We start from the raw sequence: 16,397 nt of genomic DNA on the forward strand, positions 1-16,397 counted from the left end.
GTTGTCACAACCTCAAAGCTGGGCCACGATCGCGCGGTAGTCCGCCGCCAGCGTGGCCTGGAGAATCTCTGTCGGGTAGTCGTCGGTGACGACGGCCTCGCCCATCGTTTGCAGCAGCACCAGGCGCAGACGCCCGTCGAGCACTTTCTTGTCGACCGCCATGTGTTCCATGAAATGCCCCGGGGTCATTTCCTGCGGCGGCACCACTGGCAGCCCTGCCGCCTGCAGCAGGCGAATGCCGCGATCGCGCGCCGGTTGGTCGATCCAACCCAGGCGCATGGACATTTCCAGGGCCATCACCGTCCCCGCCGCCACGGCTTCGCCGTGCAGCCAGACGCCGTAGCCCATGTGGGTCTCGATGGCATGGCCGAAGGTGTGGCCAAGGTTGAGCGTGGCGCGCACGCCCGATTCGCGCTCGTCGGCACCGACCACCGCGGCCTTCGCCGCGCAGGAGCGACGGATGGCTTCGGTCAGGGCCGTTGGGTCAAGCGCGCGCAGGGCCTGCATGTTGTCTTCGAGCCAGCCGAGAAACGGCTCGTCGCAGATCAGGCCGTACTTGATGACTTCGGCCAGGCCGGCGGACAGTTCACGCGCGGGCAAGGTCTTCAGGCTGGTGGTGTCGATCAGCACCGCGTTGGGCTGGTAGAACGCACCGACCATGTTCTTGCCCAGCGGGTGGTTGATGCCGGTCTTGCCGCCGACCGACGAATCCACTTGCGAGAGCAGCGTGGTCGGCACCTGGATGAAATCGACGCCGCGCTGGTAGCAGGCTGCCGCAAAGCCCGCCATGTCACCGATCACCCCGCCGCCGAGGGCGACCACGGTGGTGCGGCGATCGTGGCGCGCCGTGAGCAGGGCATCGAAGATCAGCTGCAGGGTTTCCCAGTTCTTGTGGGCTTCGCCATCGGGCAGTACCACCGGCAGCACCTTGTAGGCGCCGAGGGTGTTGCTCAGGCGTTCGAGATACAGGGGGGCGACGGTCTCGTTGGACACGATGGCGACCTGCCGGCCGGCGATGTGCGGCGCCAGCAGCTCGGGCTGGTCAAGCAGGCCCTCGCCAATGTAGATCGGGTAGCTACGTTCGCCCAGGTCGACCTTTAGTGTCTGCATGTATCCCCACAATGTGCTTGGGCGCGGTGACGCGCTATGCGGCGCCGCGCGATGACGTTCAACCCCATCTCGGCGTTGGTCGCCGAGGATAGACCCCGCTTACCGGGGCGGCAACTTGTGCAACCGCTCGAGAATGTCGAGCACCACCATGCGCGGTGGCCGTTCGTCGGTTTCCACCACGATATCGGCAATCTCGCGATAAAGCGGGTCGCGGGTCTCCAGCAACGCACGCAAAGTGGCTTCCGGGTTGGCGGTGCGCAGCAGGGGCCGGTTGCGATCCCGTGCGGTGCGGCCGACTTGCTGCTCCACCGAGGCATGCAGATAGATCACCCGGCCGCCGGCATGCAGCGCGGCGCGGTTGGCATCGCGCATCACCGCGCCACCACCGGTCGCCAGCACCACACCGTCGAGCTCGCAGAGCTCGGCGATCATCGCCTGCTCGCGGTCACGGAAGCCCGGCTCGCCTTCCTTGTCGAAGATCCACGGGATGTTGGCGCCGGTTCGCAGTTCGATTTCCTTGTCGGAATCCTTGAACAGCAGGCGCAGCTCTTTGGCCAACAGGCGTCCGATGGTGCTCTTTCCAGCGCCCATGGGCCCCACAAGTATCAAATTTCGCACAGAATCAACGACTCACAGCAATCGCCTGGTCACTCATGATACGCGGAGTCAGGAAGACCAGCAGCTCGGATTTTTTCTCTTGTAATGCATCGCGTCGAAACAGCCGCCCAACATACGGCAGATCGCCAAAAAATGGCACCTTGTCGACCACTTTGTTCTGCGACGTCGAATACACGCCACCAATCACAATGGTTTCGCCATCGGCCACCCGCACCTTGGCGCTGACCTCGTTCTTGCGGATCGGCGGCACGTTGTTCAGGGCATTGATGAAGTCCGGCTCGTCCTTGGTCACCCGTACTTCCATCACCACCTTGCCGTCCGGGGTGATCTGCGGCGTCACTTCCAGCGACAACGAGGCCTCGCGAAAAGCGATGGAGGTCGCGCCGCTCTTGGTGGTTTCCTGGTAGGGCACTTCGGTGCCCTTGAGAATCCGCGCGGTCTCCTTGTCAGCGGTAACCACCTTGGGCTGGGAGATGATTTCGCCGTTGCCGCTTTTTTCCATGGCGCTCAACTCCAGGTCCAGCAGGATGTCGCTGCGCAACAGCCCGACACCGAGCCCCGAAGTGCCCCGCTCCACCCCCAGGTCGACGAACAGTTCGCTGCCCAGGCGGTTGTTCTGGCCATACAGCGGGCCACCCCAGCGCACGCCGAGTGCCTTTTCGTAATCGACGCCCGCTTCGACGATACGCGCCTCGATCATCACCTGGCGTACCGGGACATCCAGCTGCGCCACCAGCTTGCGCACTTCGGCCAGCCGGTCGGCGGGCTGGGCGACCACCAGGGTGTTGGTGCGCGCATCCACGCTCAGGCTGCCGCGCCCGGCGAGGATGCCATCATCGGCGAGGCTGGCCAGCAGCAGCTCGGCCAGCTCCGCCGCCTTGGCGTGATACACCGGGATCAGCTCGCGGCGCAACGGCTCCAGCTGAGCTTCCAGGGCCTGCTCCAGGTGCACATCGCGTGACTGCTCGTGAAGTTCGCCAAGCGGCGCCACCAACAGCACATTGCCCTCCAACCTGCGCCCCAACCCCTTGCTGCGTAGCACCAGATCCAGTGCCTGCTGCCAGGGCACCTCTTCCAGGCGCAGGCTGATGCGCCCTTGCACCGTGTCGCTGGCCACCAGGTTGATCCCTATATAGTCGGCCATCACCTGCAACACCGCGCGCACCTCCACATCCTGGAAATTCAACGATATCGGCTCCGCCTCAAACTCCGCCGCCATTGACACGCCTGCGCTGCTCAGCAGGCCCATCACCAAGCAGCTCGACCAGCGCTTCAACTTCATCCCTGCCCCCTCCATAGGCACCCTTCCCGAGTGCCAGGTACCTGGACCGCTGCTGCCAGCCACCATTGATATACAGCCGTTCGCGCACCTCGACCTGATGAGCGTCGACGCGCACCACGACCCCTTCATCACGCCCCAATGCCTCCCCTACACCCACTCGATACAAGCGGCCGGCCGAGCGCAGCAATGCCTGTCGATGCCCAGCCTGCGACAGGCTGCCAACCATCTCCAGCTGCTCCAGAGGGATGCGACCCATCCCGTGGGCCGCGACAGGGGATGACCATGCCTGGAAGGGATCGAACGCGCTGGTGGAGACAGGCCCGCGGGCCGGCTGGTGCGCGAGCGATGCGGGTGGCGCCAGATCCTCGTCGGGCCGATGGGCATTGACCTGCAGTTTCGCCCTGGCCAACCCTGATTGCCCGTCCACCGCCAGCAGTTCGATGTGAGAGACATCCAGCAGGCGCACCTGCCCCAGCCATTCCTCCAACCATGTACGCAACCCTGGGTAGCGACCCACCACGCTGATTTCCAGGGGTATCAGGTGGTAGCCGGCCTGCGGTTGCATACCCAGGACGTCGAGACGCTCGAACAGCAGGCCATGTTCATGCCCGGAAATGGCCAACTGATCGAGCAGCTCGCTCATGCCTTCTCCTGCCGCCAGGCGCCAACGCTCGTGATGTAGGCGCTGCTCGGCATCCCTCAGCGCCATTCGTGTCGATTCAAGCCCGGCGGCCTGGGCTGCCTTACCCTCAAGTGCGGTGTGCAATTGACCCAACTGCGCGGCGATCACCTCAGAGGCCTCGGCCAGATCCCGCAGGCGAGCCAGATAGCCCATGAACAGCACCGCCCCCACCAGCACGACCACCAACACCGCCCTGAGCGCGGCCGAGCGACGTACCAGTGATGGCCAGTCCGGGATTGCCATCCCCTTCACGAGCCAGTCACCGCGAGGCGCCCCGCCAGCTGAAACTCATCGCTCGCTTGCAGGTTGTGCAGATGCACCAGTTCAAGTGCATGCAACACCCCCGACGCTTGCAGCTCACGCATCAGCCGAGCGACCACCGCAGGCGATGCGGCCTGACCAGACAGCTGCACCTGCCCATCCCTCACCCTCAATGCGGTCAGGCGAGCCCCCTCGGGCATGGCGAGCTCCAGCTCGAGAAACAGCCTTGGCAGCGCCCCCTGGCGGGCGCGCAAACCGGCCAGGGCGGCATGTTGCTCAAGCATGGAGACGCGCGACTCACGCAGTTGCTCGATCTGCGCCATCACGGCATCGAGCCGTTGCGCTTCGGCCTGGTGAGCAGCAAGTGCCTCGGCCTGGCGCGCCAGGCGCGAACGTGCCAGCTGATCGAGCAGCATCACCACCAGCAACGCCATCAGCGCAGCGACGATCAATGCGACCTGAAAACGTCGCAGATCCCTCACCCGGCGCTGCTCACGCCACGGCATCAGGTTCACCCGCAGTCTCATCGCAGGCCTCCGAGCGCCAATCCACAGGCCAGTGTCATCGACGTCGCGAGTGCTGCGTCTTCGGCCAGCTCCGAAAGCGCGGCAGGGGTGGCGAACCTGCAATCTACGTTCAACCGCTCTGCCAGTTGCTCAGCACGCAGGGCAGTGGCGGCACCGCCTGTCAGCACGACCCCTTGCGCCTTGCACTGCCAACCACCCGATTGCCAGAGCCGGTCGACAGGGTCGAGCCACTGCTCCTGCGAGGCCAACGCAATGTGCGTGCGCTGCGGCAGCACTTCGCCCTGCCAACCATGCAGCACCGCCTCGTTGCCCTCCAGCTGGATGAGCGTCGAACTGCCCCCGTCGAACGGCAGGGCGCGGCGCAGGGCGATGCTGTCGACCTCCATGGCCACCACTTGCAGCCCGGCCCGAGCGAACAAGTGCTCGAAGGGATCGATCTGGCTTTGCCGGCAAGCGGCGACCAGCACATCGGCATGCCCAGGATGCCCGGCGGACACGCCAAGCACCTGGAAGTCCAGCGCCAGGTCATCCAGCGGGAAGGGAAACAGCTGTTCGGCCTGTTCGAGCAGTTGCGCCTCGGCATCCCGCTCAGGCTCACCGATCACCAACCGGCAGACCTTGCAGATCACGTGCGACGCCGGCAAGGCCAGGGCGACCTGACGCTGGCGGGTGGCACAACGCCGATGGGCCCGGCCCAGGGCCTGCAGCAGGCGCTCGTCTTCGTCGAGCACCTGCGGGCCGCGCAAGGGCGTCTCAAAATACTCCCGGGCCCAGCCCACCACCTTGCAACGCCCTCGCCGACGTTGCAGCTGGAGCATGCGTATCGAATCGGAGGCGATTTCCACCCCCAGCAGTGAACCGGCATCCCTGCCAAAGCGTCCCAACATGGTCGTACCTTCCTGGTCGTCAAACCCGCGCCATTGCAGTACGGGCGGTCATCGCAGCGCCCTGGCCGGTCACCCGGCGGGGCGAAAAATGCTTATAATGCCCAGCGATTTTTCCTGTCCGCCGGCCCCTAGCGCCCTCCACCCCTCAACCAGGACACCCCAAAGCCTTGATACGCCTGCTGAAGTTCTTCTGGTGGTCTTTCGTCGCAGTCATCTGCGCGCTCGTACTCGGTGTGAGCGGTGCGTTTCTGTATCTTAGCCCCAGCCTGCCGTCGGTCGATTCGCTGCGAAGCGTCCAGTTGCAAATCCCCCTGAGGGTGTACAGCAGCGACGGCAAGCTGATCGCCGAGTTTGGCGAGATGCGGCGCTCGCCGATCAAGTTCCAGGAAATTCCCCCACAGTTCATTCAGGCGCTGCTGTCGGCCGAGGACGATAATTTCCTCAATCACTACGGGGTCGACCCCAGCAGCCTGATGCGCGCGGCCACGCAGCTGCTCAAGTCCGGCCATATCCAGACCGGCGGCAGCACCATCACCATGCAGGTGGCGAAGAACTTCTTCCTCACCAGCGAGCGCAGCTTCTCGCGCAAGACCAACGAAATTCTCCTGGCCCTGCAGATCGAGCGTGAGCTGACCAAGGACGAGATCCTCGAGCTGTACGTCAACAAGATCTACCTGGGCAACCGCGCCTACGGCATCGATGCCGCGGCGCAGGTGTACTACGGCAAGTCGATCCGTGACGTGAGCCTGGCGCAGATGGCCATGATCGCCGGCCTGCCCAAGGCGCCGTCACGCTTCAACCCGCTGGCCAACCCGGTGCGCGCCAAGGAGCGCCGCGACTGGATCCTGGGGCGCATGTACAAGCTCGGCAAGATCGACGAAACCAGCTACCAGGCCGCCCTGGCCGAGCCGCTGAACGCCAGCTACCACGTGCCCACCCCGGAAGTGAACGCGCCTTACGTCGCCGAGATGGCCCGCGCCGAAATGGTCGGCCGCTATGGCAGCGACGCCTACACCGAGGGCTTCCGCGTCACCACCACGGTGCCCAGCGACATGCAGCAGTTGGCCAACAACGCCGTGCTCAACGGCCTCAGCCAATACGACGAGCGCCACGGCTACCGTGGCCCGGAAGCGCGCTTCCCCGGCAAGCCGCGCACTGCCTGGCTACAGGAACTGGGCAAGCAGCGCACTCTCGGCGGCCTGGAGCCGGCCATCGTCACCCAGGTCGAGAAGACCGGCCTGAAGGTGATGACCCGCGGCGGCCTGGAAGAAACCGTCGCCTGGGACACCATGAAATGGGCCCGCCCGTACATCAACAGCAACGCGCAGGGCCGTTCGCCACAATCGCCGGCCGACGTCGCCCAGGTCGGCGACCTGGTACGCCTGCAGCGCCTGGAAGACGGCAAGCTCAAGTTCAGCCAGGTTCCGGGGGCCCAGAGCGCCCTGGTTACCCTCGACCCGTATGACGGCGCCATCCGCGCCCTGGTCGGCGGTTTCTCCTTCGAGCAAAGCAACTACAACCGCGCCATGCAGGCCAAGCGCCAGCCGGGTTCGAGCTTCAAGCCGTTCGTCTACAGCGCGGCGCTGGACAGCGGCTACACTGCCGCCAGCCTGGTCAACGACGCCCCGATCGTGTTCGTCGACGAGTACCTGGACAAGGTCTGGCGGCCGAAGAACGACACCAATACCTTCCTCGGCCCGATCCGCATGCGCGAAGCGCTGTACAAGTCGCGCAACCTGGTGTCGATCCGCCTGCTGCAAGCGATGGGCGTGGACCGCACCATCGACTACATCGCCAAGTTCGGTTTCAACAAGCAGGACCTGCCGCGCAACCTGTCGCTGGCCCTGGGCACTGCGACCCTGACCCCGATGGAGATCGCCACCGGCTGGAGCACCTTCGCCAACGGCGGCTACAAGATCAGCCCGTACCTGATCGAACGCATCGACAGCCGTAACGGCGAAACGCTGTTCACTGCCAACCCACCACGCGTGCCGCAAGGTAACGAGGACCAGGCCGGCCTCGCCGCGCCCGAGCAGCCGATCAGCATTGCACCGCTGCCCGGCGAGGCCCCGAGCACCTTTGGCCAGCTGGCCCCGGCGCCACAAACCCCGGCCATTGCCGAGCGTATCGTCGACGGCCGCACCACCTACATCCTCACCAGCATGCTGCAGGATGTGATCAAGCGCGGTACCGGCCGCCGCGCCCTGGCCCTGGGCCGCAGCGACCTGGCGGGCAAGACCGGCACCACCAACGAGTCCAAGGACGCCTGGTTCTCGGGCTACAACGCCGACTACGTCACCACCGTGTGGGTAGGCTTCGACCAGCCGGAAACCCTGGGCCGTCGCGAGTACGGTGGCACGGACAAGCCTGAGCACACGCCTGCCGAGCCCGAAGGCATCCTCAGCCTGCGCGTCGACCCGATCAGCGGGCGCGCCGCCACACCAAGCACGCCAAACGCCTATTTCGAGCTGTTCAAGGCCGAAGACTCGCCGCCATCGGTGGACGAGCTGGGCAATGGCGCGGCGCCTGGCAGCCCGCTGCCGGCGGATGAAGCGGCGCCGATGGATCTGTTCTAAAGGCCAACCGCTCAAGGTTTTCGGTGAGGGCCGCCAGGTGCTTGCCGAAAACCTTGCAGCGCCTACCAGATCGAGCGCCGCCCGCGCGGCGCATCGCTGGCAAGCCAGCTCCCACATCTGTTTCGGGCCAATTATGCCTGTGAGGGTACCGCTGCCCGCCTTGGTGCATGTCTAAAGTCTTGTGAAGGGCCTGCATGCCCACCTAGATGCCGCGTCTGCGCCGCGCGGGCGGCACTCGATCTCAAGAGCGCTGCAAGACTGTCGGCGAGCACCTGGCAGCCCTGGCGCGATCGCCTTGAAAGGGATGCCATTGAACTCCACGAGAGCAAGCCTGCCCCGCAATAACGTGGGCCCAACAAAAAGCCCCGGCTCTCACGAGCCGGGGCTTTTTCATGACGCTACGGCTAGATCAGCCGTTGAACACGTCATCCACGCTTTTCAGCGGGTAGTGCTTCGGATACGGCAGGGTGGCCACGCCGGATTCGATGGCGGCCTTGGCCACGGCATCGGAAACCACGGTGATCAGGCGTGCATCCAGCGGTTTCGGGATGATGTACTCACGACCGAACTCCAGCGCCTGCACGCCGTAGGCCTCGCAGACTTCCTTCGGTACCGGCAGCTTGGCCAGGTCCTTCAGGGCGATGGCGGCGGCAATCTTCATTTCTTCGTTGATGCGCTTGGCGCGAACGTCCAGGGCACCGCGGAAGATGAACGGGAAGCCCAGTACGTTGTTGACCTGGTTCGGGTAGTCGGAACGACCGGTGGCCATGATCACGTCGCTGCGGGTGGCGTGAGCCAGCTCCGGGGCGATTTCCGGATCGGGGTTCGAGCAGGCGAACACGATCGGGTTGGCAGCCATCGACTTCAGGCCTTCCGGGCTCAGCAGGTTCGGGCCGGACAGACCAACGAACACGTCGGCACCATCCAGCGCGTCAGCCAGGGTGCGCTTGTCGGTGGCGTGGGCGAACTGGGCCTTGTACTGGTTCAGGTCGTCGCGGCCAGCGTGGATCACGCCGCTGCGGTCGATCATGAAGATGTTCTCGACCTTGGCGCCCATGCTCACCAGCAGTTTCATGCAGGAGATGGCCGCAGCGCCGGCGCCCAGACAGACGATCTTGGCGTCTTCGAGCTTCTTGCCGGCGATTTCCAGGGCGTTGATCATGCCGGCCGCGGTAACGATCGCGGTGCCGTGCTGGTCATCGTGGAATACCGGGATGTCGCACTGCTCGATCAGGGTGCGCTCGATTTCGAAGCACTCAGGTGCCTTGATGTCTTCGAGGTTGATGCCACCGAAGGTGATGGAGATGCGGCGCACGGTGTCGATGAAAGCCTGCGGGCTTTCCGACTCGACTTCGATGTCGAACACGTCGATACCGGCGAAACGCTTGAACAGAACACCCTTGCCTTCCATGACCGGCTTCGAGGCCAGCGGGCCCAGGTCACCCAGACCGAGGATCGCGGTACCGTCGGAAATCACCGCGACCAGGTTGCCCTTGCCGGTGTACTTGTAGGCCAGCTCTGGATCACGGCCGATCTCGCGCACGGGCTCGGCGACGCCTGGGCTGTAGGCCAGGGCGAGGTCACGGGCGGTGGCGGTGGGCTTGGAGAGCTCGACGCTCAGTTTCCCTGGACGGGGCTGGGCGTGGTATTCGAGAGCGGCGGTTTTCAGGTCTGACATGATGGGCATTCCGCTATTTACTGTTCTGACGGACCGCCGAGGATACGCAAAGTGCCGGGGGGCGACAAGACTGCCCGGTCACAAGTGTCAAGGCCTTTGGCCTACGACTTTACGCTATAACCCACGGGGCTGGAGAAAGCCCAGTGTGTACAATCCAATAGCAAACTGTCTACAACTATTTAGCCGGCGGCAGGCTGCAACATACTCGGATCAGTCAATGGCAACAGCCAGCGTCGCTGGCCGGGCTTGAGCGCTTCCTTTCGGGAACGATCCAGCACCCAGCCACGTACTTCGACCTGGCGTCCCTTGAGGTTAGCGAAGAAGTTGGCGGGGAAGTTGCGCCGCAGATGAGCGGGGATGCGCACCACGACGCTGCTGTCCAACTCCAGCCAGACGCCACCGCGATTGCGCTCGATGCCGTTGATTTTGCCGCTGATCAGTACGAAGCCGGAGCGTCGAACGTCCTGCGCGCGCAGCACCGGCGATTGCCGCCACACCCCGAGCCTGGCCTTGCGTGCCCGCTGCTCGGCCTGCTGCTGGCAGCCGGCCAGGCGCACATTGGGCGCGATGGCCACGCGATAGCCCAACCCCTCGCTGAGCAGTTGTGCTTCCAGATTGTTGCCAGAACGACCGTAGATATGCGCCAGGGTGCGCCCGTACTTGTCCTTGCCTTCGACGCCGGGAACCAGCCCGACCCGGCCACCGCTGGCCTTGACCAACGCCTGCAAGCGGCGCTTGGATGCCTCCGCATAGGGCTCACTGGGCCGCCCTTTACCTGCAATCTCCGGGGCATTGATACCAATCAGGCGCACACTGCGCCCATCGACCAGACGCACGGTGTCGCCATCGACCACGTAGCGCACCGCCACCTGCTGCGGCTTGTCGGGCAACGGGCAGAACGCCTGTGCCGGGAAGTGCCAGATCGCGCCCACAAAAAAGGCGCCCACAAGGGGCGCCTTCTTTTGCCACACTGCGAACCTCGAGAGATCCGCCATGCGCATGATTACTTCTTGGTACCGAACATACCGAAGCGATCGGCGAACTTCTGTACGCGACCACCGGTGTCCAGGACTTTCTGCTTACCGGTGTAGAACGGGTGGCACAGGTTGCAGACGTCGATCGCCAGGGTGCTGCCCAGGGTCGAACGCGATTCGAATTTGTTGCCGCAGCTGCAGGTGACTGCAACTACTTCGTAGTTCGGATGAATATTTGCTTTCATGGTCACTTCCTCGAGCTGCGTGCCGCCACCCAACACCTATTGTTGAATACCGCACGTAATTAGGCGGCGAATAATACCAGAGCACGGGGCCAGCGCAAGTTGTCGCTTGCACCGACCGTCGTCTGCTAGGCTCGCGTGATTTGTGAAACGCCCTCCAGAGACCTTCCGCGTGTCCGACGTCATCCTGCGCCTTGCCCTGCCCTCCCCCCTGCGTCGCCTGTTCGACTACCGGGCGCCGGCCAGCATGGCGCGCCAGGCATTGACCCCGGGCATGCGCATCCGCGTGCCGTTCGGCCGCCGCGAGATGATCGGCGTACTGGTGGAGGTGGCCGACAAGAGCGAAGTGCCCGCCGACAAGCTCAAACCGGCCAGCGCCCTGCTCGACCCGGTCTCGCCACTGCCGCCCGCACTGTTCAAGCTGTGCCTGTGGACGGCGCAGTACTACCAGCACAGCCTGGGCGACACCCTGAACTGGGCGTTGCCCACCCTGCTGCGCCAGGGCGAACCGGCCGAGGTACGCCAGGAGCGCTTCTGGCACGCCGCCGCCGATGCTCGCCTGGAAGACCCACGCATTGCCCGCGCGCCACGCCAGCGCGATGCGCTCAAGACCCTGTCGCAGCACCCCCACGGCGTGGCCCACAGCCTGCTTGGCAAACTCGGCTTGAACAAGGACAGCCTCGACCTGCTGCTGGCCAAGGAACTGGTCCAGGTCGAGGTGCGCCGCCACCTGCCGCCGCCACGCCACGAACGCTGGCTGGCCCAGCCAGAGCTGCCGCTCAACGACGAGCAGCGCGCCGCCTTCGAGGCCGTGCGCTCCGGCCTTGGCACCTTCCACGCCTTCCTGCTCGCAGGCGTTACCGGCAGCGGCAAGACCGAGGTCTACCTGCAACTGATCCGCGAAACCCTGGAAGCCGGCAAACAGGCGCTGATCCTGATCCCCGAGATCAACCTCGGCCCGCAGACCCTGCAACGCTTCGAGCAACGCTTCAACGCACGCATCGCCCTGCTGCACTCGGCCGTCGGCGACCGCGAACGCCTGGACGCCTGGCTGGCAGCCCGCGACGGCGAGGCGGACATCATCATCGGCACCCGCTCGGCGCTGTTCACGCCGATGAAAAACCCGGGGCTGATCATCATCGACGAGGAGCACGACGGCTCTTATAAACAGCAGGAAGGCCTGCGCTACCACGCCCGCGACCTGGCGGTGGTACGCGCACACCAGGAGAACATCCCGATCCTGCTGGGCTCGGCCACCCCGTCGCTGGAGAGCCTGCACAACGCCCACAGCGGCCGCTACGGCCTGTTGCGCATGAACCAGCGCGCCGGCGGTGCCCGCCCACCGCGCTTCCTGCGCCTGGACGTGCGCAGCCTGCCGCTGGACAGCGGCATCAGTGGCCCCTTGCAGCAAGCGATCCGGCAAACCCTGGAAGCCGGCCAGCAAGTGCTGGTGTTCCTCAACCGCCGCGGCTTCGCCCCCACCCTGCTGTGCCACGACTGCGGCTGGCTCTCGGAATGCCCGCGTTGTGACGCACGCATGACCGTGCACCAGCGCTCCGGGGTGCTGCGCTGCCACCACTGCGGCTACGACGAACGCCTGCCATTGCAATGCCCGCAATGCGCCCACGTCGACCTGCGCCCGGTAGGTGCCGGCACCGAGCGCGCCGAAGAACGCCTGAAAGTGCTGTTCCCCGACTACCCGATCCTGCGCGTGGACCGCGACAGCACCTCGCGCAAGGACGCCATGCACAACCTGTTCACCACCATCCAGCGGGGCCAGCCGAGCATCCTGGTCGGCACCCAGATGCTCGCCAAGGGGCACCACTTCCCGCGGGTGACCCTGGTGGCCATCCTCGATGCTGACGGCGGCTTGTTCTCCGGCGACTTCCGTGCCGGCGAGCGCATGGCCCAGCTGATCGTGCAGGTGGCGGGCCGCGCCGGGCGCGCCGAAGAGCCGGGCAAGGTCATCGTACAGACCCACCTGGCCGACCACCCGCTGCTAGTGCAGCTCACCGAACAAGGCTACTTCGCCTTCGCCGAGCAGGCCCTGAGCGAGCGCCGCGCCGCCGGCCTGCCGCCCTTCGCCCACCTCGCCCTGCTGCGCGCCGATGCACATAAACCAGGGCAGGCCGAGGGCTTCCTCGACGAAGCCTGCGCCGCCGCAGAGCGCGTGCTGGCCGAACAGGGCCTGCACGGTATCGAGCTACTGGGCCCGGTCCCGGCGCCCATGGAGCGACGAGCGGGACGGTTCCGTGCGCAACTATTGCTCCAGGCCAATGCCAGGGCGCCCCTGCATCGACTCATCAGCGCCTGGTTGCTAGTGTTGGAGCAGATGCCCTCGGGGCGGCAGGTGCGCTGGTCGCTGGATGTCGACCCGGTGGACCTATATTGAGCGGTCCGTGGGAGCGGGCTTGACCCGCGATTGAGCCCATCGCGGGGCAAGCCCGCTCCCACGCTTGACCGACGCCGCCGGCTCAGAGGTTGGCAACCCGCCCCCGGCAACGGATAATGCCCAGTTTTTCCACCTGCGCATCGAAGCGCTCACCGCGCTTGCGGTCGAAAAGAGACCCTCATGAAAGACACCATTCGCCAGCTGATCCAGCAAGCCCTCACCCAACTCGTCGCCGACGGTGTGCTGCCTGAAGGGCTGACGCCGGCGATCCAGGTGGAAAACGCCCGTGACAAGACCCACGGCGACTTCGCCAGCAACATCGCCATGATGCTGGCCAAGCCGGCCGGCATGAAGCCGCGCGACCTGGCCGACAAGCTGATCGCCGCCCTGCCCGCCAGCGCCGACATCAGCAAGGTCGAGATCGCCGGCCCAGGCTTCCTGAACTTCTTCCAGAACACCGACGCCCTCGCCCAGCGCCTCGATGCCGCCCTGGCCGATGGCCACCTGGGCGTGCGCAAGGCCGGCCCGGCGCAGAAGGTGGTGATCGACATGTCGGCGCCCAACCTGGCCAAGGAGATGCACGTCGGCCACCTGCGCTCGACCATCATCGGCGACAGCGTCGCCCGGGTGCTGGAGTTCCTCGGCGACGACGTCATCCGCCAGAACCACGTGGGCGACTGGGGCACCCAGTTCGGCATGCTGCTGGCGTACCTGCAAGAGAACCCGATCACCAGCGACGAGCTGTCGGACCTGGAGAACTTCTACCGCGCCGCCAAGAAGCGCTTCGACGAATCCGAAGACTTCGCCACCCGCGCCCGTGGCCTGGTGGTCAAGTTGCAGGCCGGCGACCCCGAGTGCATGGCCTTGTGGACACGCTTCAAGGACATCTCGCTGTCGCACTGCCAGAAAACCTACGAGCTGCTCAACGTCAAGCTGACCATGGCCGACGTGATGGGCGAGAGTGCCTACAACGCCGACCTGGCCAACGTGGTCGCCGACCTCAAGGCCAAGGGCCTGCTGGTCGAGGACCAGGGCGCCCAGTGCGTGTTCCTCGATGAATTCAAGAACGCCGAAGGCGACCCGCTGCCGGTAATCGTGCAGAAGGCTGACGGTGGTTACCTGTACGCCACCACCGACCTGGCCGCAGTGCGCTACCGCAGCAACACGCTGCAAGCCGATCGCGCCCTGTACTTCGTCGACCAGCGCCAGGCCCTGCACTTCAACCAGGTGTTCGAAGTGGCCCGCCGCGCCGGCTTCGTCGGCCACCCGATGCAGATGGAGCACATGGGCTTCGGCACCATGAACGGCGCCGATGGCCGCCCGTTCAAGACCCGCGACGGTGGCACCGTCAAGTTGATCGACCTGCTCACCGAGGCCAAGGAGCGCGCCTACGCGCTGGTCAAGGAGAAGAACCCGGCGCTGGCCGAGGACGAACTGCGCCAGATCGGTGAAGTGGTCGGTATCGGCGCGGTCAAGTACGCCGACCTGTCCAAGCACCGCACCAGCGACTACAGCTTCAACTTCGAACTGATGCTCAATTTCGAAGGCAACACTGCACCGTACTTGCTCTATGCCTACACCCGCGTGGCCGGCGTGTTCCGCAAGCTGGGCAAGGGCTTCGACGAGGTCGACGGCCAGATCGTGCTGCAGGCGCCCCACGAGCAAGACCTCGCCGCGCGCCTGGCGCAGTTTGGCGAGATCCTCAACAACGTCGCCGAAAAGGGCACCCCGCACGTGCTGTGCAGCTACCTGTACGACCTGGCCGGCCTGTTCTCCAGCTTCTACGAGAACTGCCCGATCCTCGCCGCCGACACCGCCGAACAGCAACAAAGCCGCCTGCGCCTGGCCGCCTTGACCGGCCGCACCCTCAAGCAGGGCCTGGAGCTGCTCGGCCTGGAAACCCTGGAGCGCATGTAACTTGGCTGCTGCAAAGAAAAAGCCCGCGCCCAAGCGCGGCGCCAGCCGCCACCAGCCGCCCGCCAAGCAGCCGATTCCAGGCTGGGTGTGGCTGGCGGTCGGCCTGACCGTGGGCGCGTTCATCGTGTTCCTGATGAAGCTCGAACCGGGCGGTGGCGACATCAAGCGCACCAAGCCCGAACAGCAGAAGGCAGAGAAAGTCGCCGAGGCGAGCAAGGCCACCACGCCAACGCCGCAGCAGCCGGTGAAGCCGAAGTACGACTTCTACACCCTGCTGCCGGAATCGGAAGTGATCGTGCCGCCAGAGGCCGTGCCCGAGAAAACCCCGCCAGTGCCGGCCGTGCCCACCACGCCGGTCACCCCGGCTGAAGCGGCGAAGATCGACACCGCCCGCGCCCAGGCCGCGTTGCTGGGGCAAACGCCACCACCAGCACCGCCAGTGATCAAGCCGGCGGCCACCACCCAGTTCTTCCTGCAAGCCGGCTCGTTCCGCAAGCAGGCGGACGCCGACAAGGTCCGCGCGCAGATCATCCTGCTCGGCCAGGCGGTCAAGGTGGAGTCGGGGACAGTCAAGGAAGAGACCTGGTACCGCGTGATGGTTGGCCCGTTCAGCAACCGCGAACAGCTGACCGTGGCGCAAAAGCAGCTAGCCGGGGCAGGCTTCAGCAACCTGCTCTTGCAACAGCGACGCCAGTAACGAAAAAGGCCTTGCCGCAATCAGCGACAAGGCCTTTTTTCATACCCGGCGACGCTCGGCGTTGACCTGGGAGATCTGGCTGTTGAGGGTCCAGAAGTCGTACAGCACCCCCAACAGGAACAGGCCACCGGTGAACAGGTAGATCAGCGCGCTGATCCACTTGCCCTGGTACAGGCGATGCACGCCGAAGATGCCGAGGAAGGTCAGGAAGATCCACGCCAGGTTGTAGTCCACCCCGCCCGACTCGAAGCGCAGGTCCGCCTCGCGGTCCATCGACGGGATCAGGAACAGGTCGATCAGCCAGCCGATGCCCAGCAGCCCGAAGGTGAAGAACCAGATCGTCCCGGTGATCGGCTTGCCGTAGTAGAAGCGGTGCGCGCCGGTGAAGCCGAAGATCCACAGCAGGTAGCCGAGGACCTTGCTGTGGGTGTCATGCGCAGGCACACCCTGTTGATAACCATTCATTCGAAGCCCTCGTGGGTTAGCCGAAAATTTTCTAACGGAAAATGTGACTTTTCCGTGTAGACCCGACATATGGTACGCGGCCGCGCGAC

14 protein-coding genes are annotated in these 16,397 nt (G+C 65.1%); 4 read left to right on the forward strand and 10 right to left on the reverse strand.

Features of this window, described 5'->3' with window-relative positions; genetic code table 11:
• Positions 1 to 12: 12 nt before the first annotated feature.
• The 6 genes from aroB to pilM form a co-directional block, all read right to left on the reverse strand.
• Positions 13 to 1,110: a 3-dehydroquinate synthase gene (gene aroB, locus IX761_RS10755; RefSeq protein WP_194789573.1), complete on the reverse strand. Its 1,098-nt coding sequence runs from the start codon at positions 1,108 to 1,110 to the stop codon at positions 13 to 15.
• A gap of 99 nt (positions 1,111 to 1,209) precedes the next feature.
• The gene (gene aroK / locus IX761_RS10760; protein ID WP_194789574.1) at positions 1,210 to 1,728 is read right to left on the reverse strand and encodes a shikimate kinase AroK; all 519 of its coding nucleotides are present in this window, start codon (positions 1,726 to 1,728) and stop codon (positions 1,210 to 1,212) included.
• Between the two features lie 4 nt (positions 1,729 to 1,732).
• A complete protein-coding gene (locus IX761_RS10765) occupies positions 1,733 to 2,977 on the reverse strand; it encodes a type IV pilus secretin PilQ (RefSeq protein WP_194789743.1) in 1,245 nt (414 codons plus the stop codon).
• The gene (locus tag IX761_RS10770; protein WP_194789575.1) at positions 2,931 to 3,935 is read right to left on the reverse strand and encodes a pilus assembly protein PilP; all 1,005 of its coding nucleotides are present in this window, start codon (positions 3,933 to 3,935) and stop codon (positions 2,931 to 2,933) included. Before IX761_RS10770 ends, IX761_RS10765 begins: the two co-directional genes overlap by 47 nt.
• Before the next feature lie 5 nt (positions 3,936 to 3,940).
• Positions 3,941 to 4,480: a PilN domain-containing protein gene (locus IX761_RS10775; protein ID WP_194789576.1), complete on the reverse strand. Its 540-nt coding sequence runs from the start codon at positions 4,478 to 4,480 to the stop codon at positions 3,941 to 3,943.
• Positions 4,477 to 5,367 (reverse strand): type IV pilus biogenesis protein PilM, encoded by an 891-nt coding sequence (gene pilM, locus IX761_RS10780; RefSeq protein WP_194789577.1) that lies wholly within the window; start codon positions 5,365 to 5,367, stop codon positions 4,477 to 4,479. Before pilM ends, IX761_RS10775 begins: the two co-directional genes overlap by 4 nt.
• Before the next feature lie 167 nt (positions 5,368 to 5,534).
• On the opposite strand from pilM, the gene IX761_RS10785 reads away from it, so the two are divergent.
• The gene (locus tag IX761_RS10785) at positions 5,535 to 7,943 is read left to right on the forward strand and encodes a penicillin-binding protein 1A (protein WP_194789578.1); all 2,409 of its coding nucleotides are present in this window, start codon (positions 5,535 to 5,537) and stop codon (positions 7,941 to 7,943) included.
• 409 nt (positions 7,944 to 8,352) lie between these two features.
• Here the strand turns inward: IX761_RS10785 and IX761_RS10790 are convergent, their stop codons facing one another.
• The 3 genes from IX761_RS10790 to rpmE all read right to left on the reverse strand — a co-directional run bounded on the left by IX761_RS10790 (position 8,353) and on the right by rpmE (position 10,840).
• Complete coding sequence (locus tag IX761_RS10790) at positions 8,353 to 9,621, reverse strand: malic enzyme-like NAD(P)-binding protein (RefSeq protein WP_194789579.1); 1,269 nt, start codon at positions 9,619 to 9,621, stop codon at positions 8,353 to 8,355.
• A gap of 179 nt (positions 9,622 to 9,800) precedes the next feature.
• Complete coding sequence (locus IX761_RS10795; protein WP_194789580.1) at positions 9,801 to 10,622, reverse strand: thermonuclease family protein; 822 nt, start codon at positions 10,620 to 10,622, stop codon at positions 9,801 to 9,803.
• Positions 10,623 to 10,624: 2 nt separating this feature from the next.
• Positions 10,625 to 10,840, reverse strand: coding sequence for a 50S ribosomal protein L31 (rpmE, locus tag IX761_RS10800; protein WP_194789581.1), 216 nt, complete (start codon positions 10,838 to 10,840; stop codon positions 10,625 to 10,627).
• A gap of 169 nt (positions 10,841 to 11,009) precedes the next feature.
• On the opposite strand from rpmE, the gene IX761_RS10805 reads away from it, so the two are divergent.
• The 3 genes from IX761_RS10805 to IX761_RS10815 all read left to right on the forward strand — a co-directional run bounded on the left by IX761_RS10805 (position 11,010) and on the right by IX761_RS10815 (position 15,843).
• Positions 11,010 to 13,229, forward strand: a complete 2,220-nt coding sequence (locus IX761_RS10805) for a primosomal protein N' (RefSeq protein WP_194789582.1) — start codon at positions 11,010 to 11,012, stop codon at positions 13,227 to 13,229.
• A 180-nt stretch (positions 13,230 to 13,409) separates the two neighbouring features.
• On the forward strand, positions 13,410 to 15,146 hold the full coding sequence (gene argS / locus IX761_RS10810) for an arginine--tRNA ligase (RefSeq protein ID WP_194789583.1): 1,737 nt from the start codon (positions 13,410 to 13,412) through the stop codon (positions 15,144 to 15,146).
• Position 15,147: 1 nt separating this feature from the next.
• A complete protein-coding gene (locus IX761_RS10815; RefSeq protein ID WP_194789584.1) occupies positions 15,148 to 15,843 on the forward strand; it encodes an SPOR domain-containing protein in 696 nt (231 codons plus the stop codon).
• 39 nt (positions 15,844 to 15,882) lie between these two features.
• Here IX761_RS10815 and IX761_RS10820 read toward each other — a convergent pair whose 3' ends face one another.
• Positions 15,883 to 16,308, reverse strand: coding sequence for an NINE protein (locus tag IX761_RS10820; RefSeq protein ID WP_194789585.1), 426 nt, complete (start codon positions 16,306 to 16,308; stop codon positions 15,883 to 15,885).
• Between the last annotated feature and the right edge of the window lie 89 nt (positions 16,309 to 16,397).

Source organism: Pseudomonas sp. UFMG81, from assembly GCF_015354575.1.
Taxonomy (GTDB): domain Bacteria; phylum Pseudomonadota; class Gammaproteobacteria; order Pseudomonadales; family Pseudomonadaceae; genus Aquipseudomonas.

Excerpts from the sequence above, each read along its gene's own strand:
- IX761_RS10775 (WP_194789576.1), bottom strand. The coding sequence starts at position 4,480 with ATGAGACTGCGGGTGAACCTGATGCCGTGGCGTGAGCAGCGCCGGGTG.
- IX761_RS10765 (WP_194789743.1), bottom strand. The coding sequence starts at position 2,977 with ATGGGCCTGCTGAGCAGCGCAGGCGTGTCAATGGCGGCGGAGTTTGAG.
- IX761_RS10770 (WP_194789575.1), bottom strand. The coding sequence starts at position 3,935 with ATGGCAATCCCGGACTGGCCATCACTGGTACGTCGCTCGGCCGCGCTC.
- IX761_RS10795 (WP_194789580.1), bottom strand. The coding sequence starts at position 10,622 with ATGCGCATGGCGGATCTCTCGAGGTTCGCAGTGTGGCAAAAGAAGGCG.
- IX761_RS10820 (WP_194789585.1), bottom strand. The coding sequence starts at position 16,308 with ATGAATGGTTATCAACAGGGTGTGCCTGCGCATGACACCCACAGCAAG.
- rpmE (WP_194789581.1), bottom strand. The coding sequence starts at position 10,840 with ATGAAAGCAAATATTCATCCGAACTACGAAGTAGTTGCAGTCACCTGC.
- aroB (WP_194789573.1), bottom strand. The coding sequence starts at position 1,110 with ATGCAGACACTAAAGGTCGACCTGGGCGAACGTAGCTACCCGATCTAC.
- IX761_RS10790 (WP_194789579.1), bottom strand. The coding sequence starts at position 9,621 with ATGTCAGACCTGAAAACCGCCGCTCTCGAATACCACGCCCAGCCCCGT.
- argS (WP_194789583.1), top strand. The coding sequence starts at position 13,410 with ATGAAAGACACCATTCGCCAGCTGATCCAGCAAGCCCTCACCCAACTC.
- pilM (WP_194789577.1), bottom strand. The coding sequence starts at position 5,367 with ATGTTGGGACGCTTTGGCAGGGATGCCGGTTCACTGCTGGGGGTGGAA.